This is a genomic window from Clostridium beijerinckii (assembly GCA_003129525.1).
GTDB lineage: Bacteria > Bacillota > Clostridia > Clostridiales > Clostridiaceae > Clostridium > Clostridium beijerinckii_D.
Window position 1 is genome coordinate 3,549,724 of the sequence record CP029329.1, and the last position, 14,971, is coordinate 3,564,694.

Genomic DNA, 14,971 nt, shown 5'->3' on the forward strand with positions numbered 1-14,971 from the left:
CTTCCTTATCCTCCAAGAACAAATCTTCCTGATGATGCCATAATACCGATTAATATAAAAAACATTAAACTTACAGTTAAAACACATGATGTTATTAATACCATAGACTTTCCTGCTGCTTCTAAGGATTTTGTTATCCTTGAATCGCTTATGGGTTCAACCAATGCTGCTGATAATTTATATATAAATGTTATAAGTATAAGCTTAATAAGTGGATGTAAAAGAATTATAATAATTACAACTAATCCTATGGAACTTATTGCATTTTTTATTATGAGTGAATACCCTGCAACTGATGTAATTGCATCTGAAAATGTTTTTCCTACTATTGGAATAAAATTATCTACTGCAAATTTTGCTGTTTTAAGGGTTACTGCGTCAATGGTTGTTGACGTAATTCCACGAATTGTTAAAAGTCCTATAAAGACTGTTATCATAATGCCCTGAAACCATATAGTACATTGTTTAAATAAGTTACATAAATTTGTTATTTTATGCTCTGTAGAAAGATTATTCGCAAATTCTAATGCAAATCCCATTAGTATCATTGGAATTATAATATTTGAATAAATTTTTGGTATAAATACAACTGCTCCCAGTACAATTGGATCCAAAGTGGCAGCCGATGTAAATCCTCCCGAAAGAGAAATCATCGTCACAAGTATTGGGAGCAAAGCACTCATAAAGTCAGATATATTAGTTATCACTTCCTTCGCTACTGAAATAGAAATTATAAAACTTTTTGATAGTACCATTATGATTAATGCATAGCAAGCATAAAAGGCAACTTGTGAGATGCTTTCATCTGAAAATGCATCTTGAAGATTTTTTAAAAGTGAACATATTATTGATATTGTAACTATTGATATTGCAAGTTTAAAAACACTGTTAACCTCTTTGAAGACAATGCTTAAAACTGCATTTAGAATTGTATTAACAGAGAGATTCCCTTTTCCTTCTTGAATATATGTTTTTATATATTCCGCTGGATCTAAATTATCCATAAGTTCCACATCTGTTTTCATTTTATTTATATATTGATATAAAACATTGATTTCTTCTTTTGCGCTTCCACCTACGTCATCTATATTAACTTCATTTTCTAGAGATTGTTTGCCTTCGACTTTGTTGCTTGTATTATCAATTGTATCTATATTTTTTTTATTATTAATTTCTGCAGCATAAACTTCGTTTAATTTTAAAAATACGCAACTTGGAATTATCGATATAATCATATTAATTGTAAGACTAACCATTAATATGATTGTTACTCTTTTTATCATCTTCATAATAACACCTACATTATCTGTAATATAGAATTTAATACAGCCATGAGTATTGGAATAGCAAGTACTAAAATCATTATTTTACCCGAAAAATCTATTTGAGCTGCAAGACTATCTGCATTGGCATCTTTGCACAGTGCACTTGAAAATGATGCTATATATGCTATCGCTAAAATTTTTAATACAATTCCAATATAAACTGTATCAATATTTGCTTTATCAGTAATTTCTATTAAAAAATCAATTATCTCCTTTAGTGGTTCTATTATAATAAGAAGAATTAATGCTCCTGCAGTTAAAGTAAGTAACGTATTTAATTCATTTTTAGACTGCCTGAATAATAACATAATAAATAATGTTATATATGCTATTGCTACAATTTTTACTATTAACATGACTACACCTACATTATAAACATTGTCTTAACAGTACTAAATAAATCTCCTATAATGGAAACTATCATAAGAAGAATTATTACAACGCCTGCAATATTTGTAATAGCTGCTATCTCGCCTTTTCCACTACTAGTCAATACCTTATCTAAAACCACCAAAAGTATTCCAGCTCCGCCAATTTTAAAAAGAATACTTATATCATGCATTTATCTTCCCCCAATCTATATTAAACATATTATTGTTATTATTCTATTTTCAATAGCTTGCAATCATTACATTAAATTCATATAAATCAAAAATATTATTATTATTTATATTATAAATATAAATATCATTGCTCCAAAGCATATTCCAAGATATCTGTAAAGCTTTATGTTTCTTTTTGCACTTTCATCAGCATCCTTTAAACTCATTCTTATACCTTCAATTGCTAAAGTGAATATTTTTTCTTGCCCATAAACTCCTGATTCTCCAAGAGACCTAAAAAAATCCCCCATTATCTTCTTGTCCTCATCGCATAAGTAAAATTCATTTTCTAATAATGAATACTCTTCTAAAACTCCTTCATATACACTTTCTACATCTCCTTTTATTAACCTATTGGTAATAGCTTTAATAAGATTAGTTACAGGTTCACATACTTTATGAGAAAGATTTTCTAAAGCTTCTGGCAGAGGTGTTGTTCCATATACAATATCATTCTCAAGAATTGTAAGAGCCTTTAATATTTCTTTAAGCTCATCTCGTCTTTTTCTAAAAGTATCTCCATATGCAAAGCCTATATAGGTGCTTATAAGAACTATACTAATTGCAAAAATTAATTTAAGCATATGTTTTCACCGCCTTTTAAACTAAAAACATCTTCAATTGTTCCAACACCATTTTTATTGCTTAGGATTATTGCTCTTTCTACAATTTCATTATCAAGTAAATCACAAAAAACTTTTCTTTTATATAAATCTTCAACTGTAAACCCATGAATTGTAGTAATTATATTTACTCCAGAATTAAAAGCCATCATAAGTGCTTCAATATCACCTTTAGTTCCAATTTCATCACAAATTAAAACTTCCGGCGAAAGACTTCTAATTGCCATAATGAGTCCTTCTCTTTTTAAGCAATTATCCAAGACATCCGTTCTTATGCCTAAATCACTTTGAGGAATTCCAAAATGGCACGCTCCTATTTCACTTCTTTCATCTATTACTACTACTTTTCTTCCACTAATCCCTATAGACTCTATTCCATTTGATATATTTCTAGCTATGTCTCTTAAAATTGTTGTCTTACCACATTTAGGTGGTGAAATTATTATAGTGTTATAAACTCTGCTCCCTGAAACAATATATTTCATAACTTTGTCTGAACATCCTATAATTTCTCTACAAATTCTTATATTTATAGATGAAATATTTCTTATAGTCTTAACTTCTCCCTTTTCCATAACACACTCACCAGCTATACCGATTCTATGTCCTCCTTTAATTGTTATAAAACCTTGACGTATATCTTCTTCATAAGCATATAATGAATAATTAGAAATTTTTTGTATCATACTTTTTATCTCTTCTTTCGTAGTAATATAAGTTATCACACTTTCTCCATGCTTTGAATAAACTAAAATTGGCTTTCCAATCTTAATTCTGATCTCATATATTTGTTCTCTAAGGAATCTATCCTTAAGCAAATTTCCTATTTTAAGCGGAAAAATTCCTATAATTTCCTCTTCTCCATTCAAATTTCTCACAGCCTCCTCTCTCGTTCTCTTATTTAATTAATATGTAATGTTACCCTAAAATATTACTCAATAAAATTAAAATATGTAAATTAAAAAGGACTATCTTAATTTTAAATTTAAGATAGTCCTGGATCACTTTTGTATTTACATAGTATTATTTATTTAATTTTGCATCTATCAATTTTGTTAATTATATTCAAACGAATAACAAATTTGTATGCTAGTATCTTTGACTTACGTTATTTCTTTCATAAGCCTTAATTAATCTTTATATTTTTATTACAATATGGACATGGAATTTCAGCATTGTTGCTTAGGGTGGATTGTTCAATAAAAATTGGTTTATTACAATGTAGACAAGTAATTTCTGTATACTCATCTTCCATATCATTTAATTCATCTATAGATAATTCTTCAAATAATTCATCTTGAATATTAGTTAAATCATCATCCATGAATTTGATATTTTCTTCAATAGTTTCTTGATTAATAGTTAACTCTTCAATTTTTTGATTCATAATTTCTAAAATCGAAAAAACACTATCAAAACATTGTTTATATTCTTTATTTTCTATTTGGGATAAATTCTTTTTCAAGCCTTCAATCTCATTTCTAAGCTCTTCCATATCTTTTCACTTCCTTCATCTTTATTTTTTTAATATTTCATTTAAGTCATTTACAAAATAATAGTCTAATATATTATATATTTTAACTAGTTACTTTTTGAATGTACGTCTATATAAATAAAGTTGCTAAGCTTTATGCTTAGCAACCTATGTATAAGTTTTTTAAACTCTTTCCATATACTCGCCAGTTCTAGTATCTATTCTTATAACATCACCTTCATTAACGAACATAGGAACATTTACTATTGCACCTGTTTCAACAGTTGCTGGTTTTAATGTATTACTAGTTGAATTTCCTTTAGCACCTGGGTCAGATTGTGTAATTAGTAATTCAACAAAGTTTGGTGCTTCTACTGAGAATGCTTCATTCTTAAAGAATTTAATTGTTGCAAACATATTTTCCTTTAAGAATTTTATTGCCTCTTCAACCTTCTCATGGTTTAAAGGAATTTGTTCAAATGTTTCTTGATCCATGAAGTAGTATAATTCTCCATCTGAATAAAGATATTGCATTTCTTTTCTTTCAATTACAGCTTCTTGTAATTTTTCAGTTGGATTAAATGTTTTATCTGTAACTCCTCCTGAAATTACATTTCTAAGTTTAGTTCTTACAAATGCTGCTCCTTTTCCCGGTTTAACATGTAAAAATTCTGTTACTGTAAATACTGAATGATCGTACTCAAATGTTGTTCCTTTTCTTATATCTCCTGCTGATATCATTAAATATCCCTCCAAATTTATAATATAATTACAATTTAACTTCAACCTCGAATATTAAGTTTAATACTTAATCGTTGACATAACACTCATATTTTATCAAAAGAAAATAACAATTGCAATTATTTCTGATTATTTTTCAGTAAAATTTATTTTTTAGTACATTTTAAGCACTTTCTTTAGCGCTTATTTCTAACACAATTGAGTTTTCATCTTTATTTTTATTTATAATATAATCACTTATATCATAATTTTTTAATTTTGATATTTCATTTAATAATTCTTCCCTATTCCCTATTATTTTTATTTTAATATGCCACTTTCCATTAATTTCATTTGCAGATACGATGTTCTTTTCTTTTAAACAATTTAACTCGTCATTGAATTCCTTTAAAGTTTTATGATTATATATTATCTTTTGTGCATTGTTGTATACTTTAATATTTTTCTCTTTATCAGTTTTATTTATATAAAAAACTTGTGCAAAAATAAATGCGATCATTACTATTATTAATAAATATTTATATAATTTATTCATTTAATCTTACCCCTAGCTTATATTTCCCACTACCGTCTACATTTATGTCACTAATATTTATTGAAGTATCTGAACTAATCTCATCAATTCTTTCTAAATTATTCACTATGACTTCTCCATTTTTATTAGTTATATATGCCTCTTCAATTTCATCTTTAATTATACTTTTTATCCATTTATTAATGTCATTTGAATTAATTTTATTTTCTTCACTATAATATATATTGCTTTTATTTTCTGTATATTTTTCTTTAACTTCTCCTATACTTTTCGTTGTGATTGGAATTAAAATCAAATTTATCAATAATAATAATGTAAACACTTTATTCTCTGTCTTATTTTTATTTAATTCTATTCTATTATAAAATTTTTCTGTTATAAAACCTTTGTTTTTCATATATTTTTTCATTGATTAACTCTCCTATATTCATTTTTATTATCTTGAATTTATTTTTAAGAGATAAATCATCAAGTGAATTATCAACGTATATTTCTCCCAAATCATTATTTACAATTATTTTTTCAAAAACTATTTCTTTATCTTTTCCCACAAACCCATAATAAAATAACCCGTCTTTGAATGATATATAATAATAATATTCCTTAAATTTCATAAGAACTTCACAATTAAAAATACTATTCTTTAAAATTTTCATCATTACTTCTTTAACTATATATTGAATTGGTTTAACTTCTATATTTTTTGCTTTTTCAGATATCTTCTCAATTCTTTTAGCTCCTTTTATATAATATATAGAAATCAAATTATTTCTTTTTTCAAAATCATATAATATATCTCCATTTTGAGGAAAATCATTATTAATCTTATAATCTATAAATTGATACAATTTGTTTCTTTTTATCTCTATTTTAAATTGTTTTACATGCAATTCTTCTTCAAGTATTACTATTTTAATATTAGATTTGAACAAATTATTAATTTCATCTACTTTATCAAAATCATATTCCTCTCCATTATATATAAAAACTTTTTTCATTATAATAACTATAGATCTTTTCATTTTTAATTTTCTCCTTAAATAAAAATGCATTTTTGTTATTTATTTTAATTTGTCTTCAAATTTACATGTTGGAACTAAAATTATCTTTTCATCTCTAAGACTATATGTGATTTCTCTTTTTCTATTTATTTCATTATTTTTATTAGTTTTTAAAAACATTTTATCATTATTTTTATTATACTCCAGGCTACTATCTTGTATTTTATCCTCAAAATCTTGTGAAAATATATCTTTATTGTTGCCATTTTCTTCATCTATCTCATTCAGCTTATTTATTCTATTTTTATTAAGGTCTTCCATGAATTTATTAAGAATTTCTTCTTCAGCTTTATCTAAATCATATTTATCTTTATCAAATTTATATAAATCACCTAATTCATTATTATTTCGCATCATCTTAAACATAAAACATCCAAGCATGCTCATTAAAGATAATATCATCATTGTGCTTATTAAAACTGTAGCTTTTTTCTTTAAATACATCTAATAAATTCCTTTCCATCTTTATCATGAATTATTAAATAAATTAATTTTCCCTTTCTTTTTACTTCAATATTATCTATATCTTTCAGCATAGTATTTATAGTGCTTTTGCCATTTTTATTAATGCATTTCACAACAATTTCTCCGTCGTAAGCTTTAATAGTTTTATATAAATTAGGATCTTCTGGAATCTTTGAGAATAATACAGATTTATCATCTACTATTACTTCATTAAGTCCACCTTCACATATAATATTATCCAAATTCATATGAAAATTCTGATAATCATTATATTTAATAGTTAGCTTTGTTGTTTCTATATAGCACTTATACATTAATACATATAAATTTATTCCCTCCACTAAAATTATAGTTGTTAAAAAAATATATACTAACGATTCAATAATGGTAAATGCTCTTTTTTTATTCGAAGTAAAACATTTCTTATATTTCATCCATCCACCAACTTTTAGTAAATTCAGTTTCTATATTAACTATATTTTTTTCAATTATAATGTTAGCTTTAATCTTTAATTTTAAACCAACACTATCCTGTCCAATTTTGCTTACCTCAATATCTTCTCCTTGTTTAAGGTCTTTAATCTTAGTATTAAGTAATTTTTTCGAGAAATCTCTATCATATTTGAATCCTACCTTCTCATTAACTAATAATTCTTTAATTTCTTCTTTAGGCATATTATATTTGAATTCATTAGTTAAATTATATATAGCTCTATTTACTTCTTCTAATAAAATCCTTTCCTTTAAAATATCTACATTTTGTATGCTAGTACTTACAATAAAGGTTGTAGCTAATGTCAAAATCATAACTGAAGCCACGACCTCAATCAAAATACTTCCCTGCTTCTTCATACAAATTCACTCTCTTTAATAACAATTAAATCTACTCCAACTCCAATTGTTATATCTTGCCTTTGCCCATATTTATCTATAAGTTTTATTGTATTACCTTGTGATATCTTACCAGAAGAAGTTATTAGCACACTTATATCATTGTTAATTATTTTAATTTCTTTAGGTAATTTTATTATCCTTTCTATATTGTCCCAGCCTTCTATAAAACTAATCTCATTTTCACTAGACTTTACTGTGATTTTCCCATATTTATTTTTATCTTTGCAAACTGCTTTACCATAAGAAAGTAAATTTTGTATTTCATACACATACGCTGTATCTTCCATATCGTGTGATAAATCACTTCCTAATTTGCTTATGGATACCCCTATACTAAATAAAAAAGTTAATATAAATATACTAACTACGGTTTCTATTAGTGTAAAACCATATTTCTTCATTATCTCATTCCACTTTTCAAATTATCAAATAATGGAAGTACAAATCCTAATAAAAATATAGTAATAAAAGTAGCCATTATTACCATGAAAATCGGATTAATTAATTTAAGATACTTTTTTATTTGTTCGAATAATTTATATTCTAAATTATTCGATAATTCTTTAAATCCTTCTTCTATTGTTCCACTTTCTTCTCTTATTTTTATAATTGCCAATGTATACTTTGAGAATATTTCACTTTTCCCCAAAGCTTCTGTAAGTGTCCTTCCATTTAAAATACTGATATTAATTTCTTTTATTTTCTTTCTTAAATAAGCAAAGCTCATGCTATTTTCGCAATATTGAAGAGCCTGTAAAATATTTATTCCTGTACTTGTTATTATTGAAAAAAGTAAAACCATAATATACTCAAAAAAAGATTTTACTATCTTTATTTTTATTAACTTCTCACAATTAATTTTATTAAATAAACATTTTGAAAGTATGATTGCTATTAATGTCCATGAACTCATAGTTATAATTGTGAGTGCTGGATTATTTTCAAAAGTGCTATATATATCATATAAAAATTTACAGTTTGCAGGTAACTCAATATCCATAGATTTATAAATTTCACAAAACTCAGGAATAACTTTATTTATCAGAAAGATAATTAGTATTATCATTGATACAAATATAAATGATGGATACATACTTGCATCTTTAATTTCCTTTTTTATAAAAAGAGATTTATCATAATAAATGTTCAAACCTTTTAATACCTCATATAATTTACCTGTATTTTCGCCTATAGTTATTATTCCTATAAAAAATTCAGGATATAAATCTTCAAATTGTGCAAATCCTTCTGATAGACTTTTGCCTTGCTTTATAAACATCAAAATTTTTAAAATACTATTTTTATATGTTTTATTAGGTAGAATATCAGCAACCAATTCTAAAGCTGTAGTTATTGGTATCCCATCCTTATAAATTTGTGCTAAATTACTTGCAATTAAAGATAATTGTTCTTCATTTACTTTGGGTTTAAATAGTAGTCTCAATCTTATATCATAAAATTTCAAACTCTCAAATGCTTTAATATAGCGCAAGTTTGAGTTGGATTTTTCATTAATTTTATTTCTAATGTTACTATTATTCATTTAGCCGTTCTCCCTCTATGAACTCAAAATAATCATTGTTGGATATTTTTCCTTGTAATAGCAAGTTTTCTAAATCATATTTCATATTTTTATTTGATAAATAATTTCTGTCTTCATATAATTCTTCTACACTTTTCTTATTTTCATCTTGTAAAAAGTAAACTGCACTTATAATTTGTCTTCCGCCATATCCAGAGAAGTTACAAGCTTTACATCCACATTTTTTATATATTATTCTTTCATTTACTGAATTTTCATAATCCTTCTTTTTGCATTTATCACACAATGTCTTTATCAATCTTTGTGATATTATCCCAACTAATGCATCATTTAATAAATATGGCTTAATTCCCATATTCTCTAATCTTATGTAAACTTCTCTTGCAGATCTACAGTGAATTGTACTATATACCTTGTGCCCAGTAATTGAAGCACGTACAGCCATATTGGCAGTTTCTTCATCTCTTATCTCTCCAATCATAATTACATCTGGATCTTGTCTTAATATACTTCTAAGTCCATTTGAGAAAGTTATATCCAATTTTTTATTTAAACTCATTTGGTTAATATTTTCCATAACAATTTCAACTGGATCCTCTAAAGTTGTTACATTTAATGATTTCGAATCAATTTCCTTTAACATTGTATATAAAGTTGTGCTTTTACCAGAACCAGTTGGTCCATTTACTAAAATCAAACCATTATTTGATGATATTATTTTTCTAATAAGTTTAATTTGTTCTTCAGAAAATCCTAAATCCTCAAGATTATATTCAAAATTATCACCATATAGTATTCTTATAACCAATTTTTCTCCGTAAACTAATGGAATAGATGATATTCTCAAATCGTATTTTGCTTCATTATAATTAACTATTATCTTCCCATCTTGTGGTCTTCGCCTTTCGGTAATGTCCATATTGGCTTTTAATTTTATTTTTGATGCAAGAGTTTTATATTCGCTTGAATCTATTTTATGAACCAAAACTAAGGTACCATTTATTCTATACCTTACATATACGCAATTTTTTCGTGGTTCTAAGTGAATATCACTTGCTTTATCTTCTATAGCATTAAATATTAAAACCTCTTCTAGAGTTCTATCTTCTACGCCAAAAATTATATTCTTTAAGTCTTCATAGTTTTTTTCTTCTATTTGTTTAAATACGATATTTTTATTATATATAAATTTAAAGTATTCTATAGCTTCTTCTGTTCCCTCATATGTTAAAACGACAACATCATTTATATTTTCTTTTATAGGAATAGCCTTATATTTTTCACATATTTCTTTTTTTAGGTTCTTTGCAGTTTTTAAATCAACATCTTTAATTTCATATTCTCTTATTTTAATCCCGCCTATCTATTATAACTTTGGATATATTATCTTTAATTTTATTAACATATCCATATAAAATTTTGGACTAAAATTTTATATACTATTCATAATTTGAGGATGATTTTGTTAAATTTTTTTAAAAATTCACAGAAATATTTCAGACTAAAATTATTTATTCCATAAATATCTGAAAATAATATCAAATAAAAATAGAGGATAATTGGATACATAAATTGCATCCGATTATCCTCTATTTAAATTAACTACAACTATAAATTATTTCGACTCGATACATACACACATGTACGCTTTTCACGTCAAGTGTCTTAACTTCTATAATCTAAAAACACATAATCTATAGAATTTTTAGATACTACGCTTATACTCCCATCTTGCGTATAAGTATAAATTTGTTCTTCATTGGTATTTTCATTATTACATCCTATAAATAAGATATTTCCATTTTCATCTATCGTTAGTCCTTTTTCTGTTTTTACTATACCCGGGAAATCAAAAACTAATCTTTTTGCTTTGTTATTCTTTAATTCATACAATGAACTGATATTATCAGAAACTTTTCCAGTAAAATATATTTTTTCTTTATTTATAATTATATCCGAAAGTTCTTCTATATTATCTGTTAAAATCTTAACATCCTTTGTTTTCTTATCTATCATCACTAACTTTTTATCGTTTTCTAATGTTAACTGTAAGAATACTACATTATCTAAAGTTGCCTTTATAAAGGCTAAATATCCTTCTTTAATTTTGTAAAGTAATTCTTCTTTATTTTCTTTTATGTTATATGTGAATAATCCATTCACTCCGTCATCACTGACTCCATAATACACCAAAGTATTAACATCGTACCAATCATATAAAGTTCCTGATATTGAAACATTAGATTTAATTTCTATTTGTTTATTTCCATTTGTATCAAATACTTTTAACTTAAGACCATTGTCTTCTATAAAATATGCTATATATCCTGCATCTTTAGATAATTTAAGTTCAGAATAAGTTAAATCCTTAATTTCAAACTTATATCCATTATTCACTACATATGGTTTACCTTCTTCAGTTGCAATATAACTAGAACTATTTTTATCATAAGCAAATACAATATTGTTGCTTTCTATTTGTTTATATTTTCCCTCTTCATAATTATATAACTTATAAGTTCCTTCTTCGCTCTTTAATACAGATCCTGAATTCAATTTAATGTCCTCTGCTATATTAGATGCTTTTTCTTTTTCTTTTTCTTTTTCAGGCGAACATCCTAATAAAAGCAGAGGGATCACAATGAAAACTAAAATGCTCAAATACTTTCTTTTTAATATTTTCATTTATATTCCCTCTTATTCAATAATTTTATCTGATATCTAGCCGGGGTACCACTTGATGGTATATTCTAATCCTTGGCGTTATGTGGCTCCCCTTCAGAATATAAGTTCAACTAAATTCACCTAGAGTGTAAAACTGCATTTAAAGAGTTGCGTTTTACAAAAAAGTTTTACCTTCAAATGACACTTCTGCTGGTCCTTTCATATATACATCTTCTGCAAAAACTTCTATAATTAATTCACCACCTGGTGCCTTAACAAAAATTTCTTTTGTCTTATCTACAAGTCCTAATTTCTTAGCTACAACTACAGCTGCTGAGCATCCAGTTCCACAAGCAAGAGTTGCACCAGCACCTCTTTCCCAAGTATTAACTCTTATATGAGTTTCGTCAATTATCTTTACAAAATTAACATTGCTTCCTTCTTTAAATAAGTCAAGCTTTTCTATTTTAGAGCCTTCTTCTACTATATCGTATTCCCTATCTTCTTCAAAAATAATTGTATGGGGTACTCCCATAAGTACTGTAGTAATATTGTAAGTTTTATTATCTACAATAATTTCATGTTCTATAAGACTTTCTATATTATTTAAAGGTATATCACGTCCGTCATAAGATGGATTTCCCATATATACTCTTACATATTTAACTTTATCTCTTTCTAATATTATCTCAATTTCCTTAATTCCATCTCCAGTTTCAACTGAAAATTTATTGCCACTTGCAATTTTATGCTCATATACATACTTTCCAAAACACCTTATAGCATTTCCACACATATTAGCTCTTGAACCATCTGCATTTATTATAACCATCTTAGCATTTGCTATTTCTGATTTTCTGACAATAACTAAACCATCAGCCCCGATTCCAAAATGTCTATCACAAAGTTTCTTAGCTAGTTCACATTCATCTTTAATCTCATAATTAAAATCTTCAATAAATACGAAATCATTTCCTGCACCTTGCATTTTATAGAAATTCATTTAAATTCCTCCCCAAAATAGTTTAATACTTTTTTAATTTAGTTCTCAATATTTCTTCATTGAGAATTGATCATTATTTATTATCTTCTCATAATCCATGTCCTAAAACTTTTATCTTAGCTATCTATATATGCTTCTATACATTACATTTTGCTAATAATTGATAATTATATGACTATAATGTTATACTACTCTTAGTTACACTAAGAAAGGATGACATAAAATGGCATTAGATGGTATCTACTTATATAGTTTAGTCAATGATTTAAAAAAATCAATATTAAATTGCAGAATAGATAAAATAAATCAACCTGAAAAAGATGAAATTATTTTAACTATGAGAAAAGATCGTAGCAACATAAAACTTTTAATTTCTGCATCTCCTAGGTTTTCCAGAATTCATATAACAAATTCAGTTAAACCAAATCCTATAAAAGCTCCTATGTATTTAATGGTTCTTAGAAAATACATATTAGGAGGTAGAATTACAAACATTACCCAAAAAGATAGTGATAGAATTTTAATAATAGAAATTGAAAATAGAGATGAACTAGGTTTTGATAGTGTATATTCCCTTATAATCGAAATTATGGGACGTCACTCTAACATAACTTTAGTTAGAAATAGAGACAATAAAGTTATGGAATCCATAAAACACATTACACCTGATATAAATAGTTTTAGAGTATTATATCCTGGAGTTGATTATGTTTATCCTCCATCATCTACTAAATTAAATCCTTTTTCTACTACTTATGAAGAATTAAATTCTTTTATAAGCAATAATTCTATTATTTTTGATGCTAATTTTTATTCTAATTGTTTTACAGGAATAAGTAAACTATTATCTAGCGATTTATATTATAACATCATTGAGTATAATAATTCACCTACAAAACACGAAATTTATGAAAAGTTTAAGAAATTTATAGATAATTTGCATGAAAGTTTCTCTTTTTATATATATACAAATAAATCGGGCATTTTTAAAGATTTTTATTGTTTAGAGTTAAATTCTTTAGAAGAAAATTTTTCATTGCTTCCATATAGTGATCCTCACACTTTACTAGATACTTTTTATCAAAAGAAAGATAAACAAGATAGACTCCAAAATAAATCTACAGATTTACAAAAACTCATTCATACAAATATTGAAAGATGTAATAAAAAATCAAAAATACTTAATGAAACTCTAAAAGAATGTGCTGAAAAAGATTCGTTAAGAATAAAAGGAGACCTTTTAACTTCTTATATTTACACACTAAAGAAGGGCGATAGCGAATGTACTTTATTAAATTTTTATAGTGAAAATGAAGAACAATATATTAAAATTGCTTTAGATAAAACAAAAACTCCTTCTGAAAATGTTCAGCGTTATTATAAAAAATACAATAAACTCAAAACCTCAGAAGAATATGCTAAAGTTCAGCTTGAAAAAAATATTGAAGAAACAGAATATTTAAATTCTGTTCTCACTAACATAATAAATGCTGAAAGCTATGACGAAATTGATGAAATAAAAAATGAATTAATTGAAACTAAATATATAAGATTTAGAAAAAATAGTAAAACTTCTAATAAATCAAAAACTTCTAAGCCTCATCATTTTGTTTCTAGTGATGGGATTGATATCTATGTAGGAAAAAACAACTTGCAAAATGATTATTTAAGTTTAAAATTTGCAAACAAAAATCACCTTTGGTTACATGCAAAAGATATTCCAGGTTCACATGTTATTGTTTGTTCTTTTGAAGTTCCAAATAAAACCCTTGAAGAAGCTGCAATAATTGCTGGATTTTATAGCAAGGGAAAAAATTCTTCGAAATTACCTATAGATTATACAAAAGTAAAAGAATTAAAAAAACCAAATGGATCAAAGCCTGGTATGGTTATTTATCATACTAACAAGTCTTTAATAATAAATCCAAGCGATTTTAATAATCTATTTAAAGATTAATTAAACTTATAGGTGCTACAAAAGATTCTATAAATGTAGAGCCTCTACTTATTTCTTTAAAATTGAAATATAATTTTAAAACAA

At 25.8% G+C, this 14,971-nt stretch carries 19 protein-coding genes; 1 reads left to right on the forward strand and 18 read right to left on the reverse strand.

Going from position 1 to position 14,971, the window contains the following annotated elements; translation table 11 throughout:
• Positions 1-5 precede the first annotated feature (5 nt).
• From spoIIIAE to DIC82_16020, 18 genes are all read right to left on the reverse strand, one after another.
• On the reverse strand, positions 6-1,289 hold the full coding sequence (gene spoIIIAE, locus DIC82_15935) for a stage III sporulation protein AE (GenBank protein ID AWK52395.1): 1,284 nt from the start codon (positions 1,287-1,289) through the stop codon (positions 6-8).
• 8 nt (positions 1,290-1,297) lie between these two features.
• Positions 1,298-1,681, reverse strand: a complete 384-nt coding sequence (spoIIIAD, locus tag DIC82_15940) for a stage III sporulation protein AD (protein ID AWK52396.1) — start codon at positions 1,679-1,681, stop codon at positions 1,298-1,300.
• An 8-nt stretch (positions 1,682-1,689) separates the two neighbouring features.
• Positions 1,690-1,887 carry a stage III sporulation protein AC gene (gene spoIIIAC, locus DIC82_15945; GenBank protein ID AWK52397.1) on the reverse strand — a complete coding sequence of 66 codons (198 nt, stop codon included), beginning with the start codon at positions 1,885-1,887 and terminating at the stop codon, positions 1,690-1,692.
• Positions 1,888-1,992: 105 nt separating this feature from the next.
• Positions 1,993-2,511 (reverse strand): stage III sporulation protein AB, encoded by a 519-nt coding sequence (locus DIC82_15950; protein ID AWK52398.1) that lies wholly within the window; start codon positions 2,509-2,511, stop codon positions 1,993-1,995.
• Positions 2,499-3,419, reverse strand: a complete 921-nt coding sequence (gene spoIIIAA, locus DIC82_15955; protein AWK52399.1) for a stage III sporulation protein AA — start codon at positions 3,417-3,419, stop codon at positions 2,499-2,501. Before spoIIIAA ends, DIC82_15950 begins: the two co-directional genes overlap by 13 nt.
• Before the next feature lie 257 nt (positions 3,420-3,676).
• Positions 3,677-4,045 (reverse strand): hypothetical protein, encoded by a 369-nt coding sequence (locus tag DIC82_15960; protein AWK52400.1) that lies wholly within the window; start codon positions 4,043-4,045, stop codon positions 3,677-3,679.
• 162 nt (positions 4,046-4,207) lie between these two features.
• Entirely contained in the window at positions 4,208-4,765 is a 558-nt protein-coding gene (gene efp, locus DIC82_15965) for an elongation factor P (GenBank protein ID AWK52401.1), read from the reverse strand.
• 163 nt (positions 4,766-4,928) lie between these two features.
• The gene (locus tag DIC82_15970) at positions 4,929-5,300 is read right to left on the reverse strand and encodes a hypothetical protein (protein ID AWK52402.1); all 372 of its coding nucleotides are present in this window, start codon (positions 5,298-5,300) and stop codon (positions 4,929-4,931) included.
• Positions 5,293-5,709, reverse strand: coding sequence for a hypothetical protein (locus DIC82_15975; protein ID AWK52403.1), 417 nt, complete (start codon positions 5,707-5,709; stop codon positions 5,293-5,295). Before DIC82_15975 ends, DIC82_15970 begins: the two co-directional genes overlap by 8 nt.
• Positions 5,660-6,322, reverse strand: a complete 663-nt coding sequence (locus DIC82_15980) for a hypothetical protein (GenBank protein ID AWK52404.1) — start codon at positions 6,320-6,322, stop codon at positions 5,660-5,662. Before DIC82_15980 ends, DIC82_15975 begins: the two co-directional genes overlap by 50 nt.
• A gap of 39 nt (positions 6,323-6,361) precedes the next feature.
• Positions 6,362-6,805, reverse strand: coding sequence for a hypothetical protein (locus DIC82_15985; protein AWK52405.1), 444 nt, complete (start codon positions 6,803-6,805; stop codon positions 6,362-6,364).
• Entirely contained in the window at positions 6,796-7,260 is a 465-nt protein-coding gene (locus tag DIC82_15990) for a hypothetical protein (protein ID AWK52406.1), read from the reverse strand. The genes DIC82_15985 and DIC82_15990 overlap by 10 nt, the downstream gene beginning before the upstream one ends.
• Positions 7,250-7,678, reverse strand: a complete 429-nt coding sequence (locus DIC82_15995; protein ID AWK52407.1) for a hypothetical protein — start codon at positions 7,676-7,678, stop codon at positions 7,250-7,252. The genes DIC82_15990 and DIC82_15995 overlap by 11 nt, the downstream gene beginning before the upstream one ends.
• Entirely contained in the window at positions 7,675-8,121 is a 447-nt protein-coding gene (locus DIC82_16000) for a prepilin-type cleavage/methylation domain-containing protein (GenBank protein AWK52408.1), read from the reverse strand. The genes DIC82_15995 and DIC82_16000 overlap by 4 nt, the downstream gene beginning before the upstream one ends.
• Positions 8,121-9,263, reverse strand: a complete 1,143-nt coding sequence (locus DIC82_16005; GenBank protein AWK52409.1) for a type II secretion system F family protein — start codon at positions 9,261-9,263, stop codon at positions 8,121-8,123. The genes DIC82_16000 and DIC82_16005 overlap by 1 nt, the downstream gene beginning before the upstream one ends.
• Positions 9,256-10,449 (reverse strand): pilus assembly protein TapB, encoded by a 1,194-nt coding sequence (locus DIC82_16010; protein AWK52410.1) that lies wholly within the window; start codon positions 10,447-10,449, stop codon positions 9,256-9,258. The genes DIC82_16005 and DIC82_16010 overlap by 8 nt, the downstream gene beginning before the upstream one ends.
• A gap of 479 nt (positions 10,450-10,928) precedes the next feature.
• Positions 10,929-11,948, reverse strand: coding sequence for a hypothetical protein (locus DIC82_16015; protein ID AWK52411.1), 1,020 nt, complete (start codon positions 11,946-11,948; stop codon positions 10,929-10,931).
• A gap of 154 nt (positions 11,949-12,102) precedes the next feature.
• Positions 12,103-12,930, reverse strand: a complete 828-nt coding sequence (locus DIC82_16020; GenBank protein ID AWK52412.1) for a diaminopimelate epimerase — start codon at positions 12,928-12,930, stop codon at positions 12,103-12,105.
• Between the two features lie 223 nt (positions 12,931-13,153).
• Here DIC82_16020 and DIC82_16025 point away from each other — a divergent pair, with 223 nt between their 5' ends.
• Positions 13,154-14,887 carry a fibronectin/fibrinogen-binding protein gene (locus tag DIC82_16025; GenBank protein ID AWK52413.1) on the forward strand — a complete coding sequence of 578 codons (1,734 nt, stop codon included), beginning with the start codon at positions 13,154-13,156 and terminating at the stop codon, positions 14,885-14,887.
• The last annotated feature ends 84 nt before the right edge of the window (positions 14,888-14,971 follow it).

What these genes read in the sequence shown, in the direction of transcription:
- spoIIIAE (AWK52395.1), bottom strand. Translation starts at nt 1,289, where the DNA reads ATGAAGATGATAAAAAGAGTAACAATCATATTAATGGTTAGTCTTACA.
- spoIIIAD (AWK52396.1), bottom strand. Translation starts at nt 1,681, where the DNA reads ATGTTAATAGTAAAAATTGTAGCAATAGCATATATAACATTATTTATT.
- spoIIIAC (AWK52397.1), bottom strand. Translation starts at nt 1,887, where the DNA reads ATGCATGATATAAGTATTCTTTTTAAAATTGGCGGAGCTGGAATACTT.
- DIC82_15950 (AWK52398.1), bottom strand. Translation starts at nt 2,511, where the DNA reads ATGCTTAAATTAATTTTTGCAATTAGTATAGTTCTTATAAGCACCTAT.
- DIC82_15960 (AWK52400.1), bottom strand. Translation starts at nt 4,045, where the DNA reads ATGGAAGAGCTTAGAAATGAGATTGAAGGCTTGAAAAAGAATTTATCC.
- efp (AWK52401.1), bottom strand. Translation starts at nt 4,765, where the DNA reads ATGATATCAGCAGGAGATATAAGAAAAGGAACAACATTTGAGTACGAT.
- DIC82_15970 (AWK52402.1), bottom strand. Translation starts at nt 5,300, where the DNA reads ATGAATAAATTATATAAATATTTATTAATAATAGTAATGATCGCATTT.
- DIC82_15975 (AWK52403.1), bottom strand. Translation starts at nt 5,709, where the DNA reads ATGAAAAAATATATGAAAAACAAAGGTTTTATAACAGAAAAATTTTAT.
- DIC82_15980 (AWK52404.1), bottom strand. Translation starts at nt 6,322, where the DNA reads ATGAAAAGATCTATAGTTATTATAATGAAAAAAGTTTTTATATATAAT.
- DIC82_15985 (AWK52405.1), bottom strand. Translation starts at nt 6,805, where the DNA reads ATGTATTTAAAGAAAAAAGCTACAGTTTTAATAAGCACAATGATGATA.
- DIC82_15990 (AWK52406.1), bottom strand. Translation starts at nt 7,260, where the DNA reads ATGAAATATAAGAAATGTTTTACTTCGAATAAAAAAAGAGCATTTACC.
- DIC82_15995 (AWK52407.1), bottom strand. Translation starts at nt 7,678, where the DNA reads ATGAAGAAGCAGGGAAGTATTTTGATTGAGGTCGTGGCTTCAGTTATG.
- DIC82_16000 (AWK52408.1), bottom strand. Translation starts at nt 8,121, where the DNA reads ATGAAGAAATATGGTTTTACACTAATAGAAACCGTAGTTAGTATATTT.
- DIC82_16005 (AWK52409.1), bottom strand. Translation starts at nt 9,263, where the DNA reads ATGAATAATAGTAACATTAGAAATAAAATTAATGAAAAATCCAACTCA.
- DIC82_16015 (AWK52411.1), bottom strand. Translation starts at nt 11,948, where the DNA reads ATGAAAATATTAAAAAGAAAGTATTTGAGCATTTTAGTTTTCATTGTG.
- DIC82_16020 (AWK52412.1), bottom strand. Translation starts at nt 12,930, where the DNA reads ATGAATTTCTATAAAATGCAAGGTGCAGGAAATGATTTCGTATTTATT.
- DIC82_16025 (AWK52413.1), top strand. Translation starts at nt 13,154, where the DNA reads ATGGCATTAGATGGTATCTACTTATATAGTTTAGTCAATGATTTAAAA.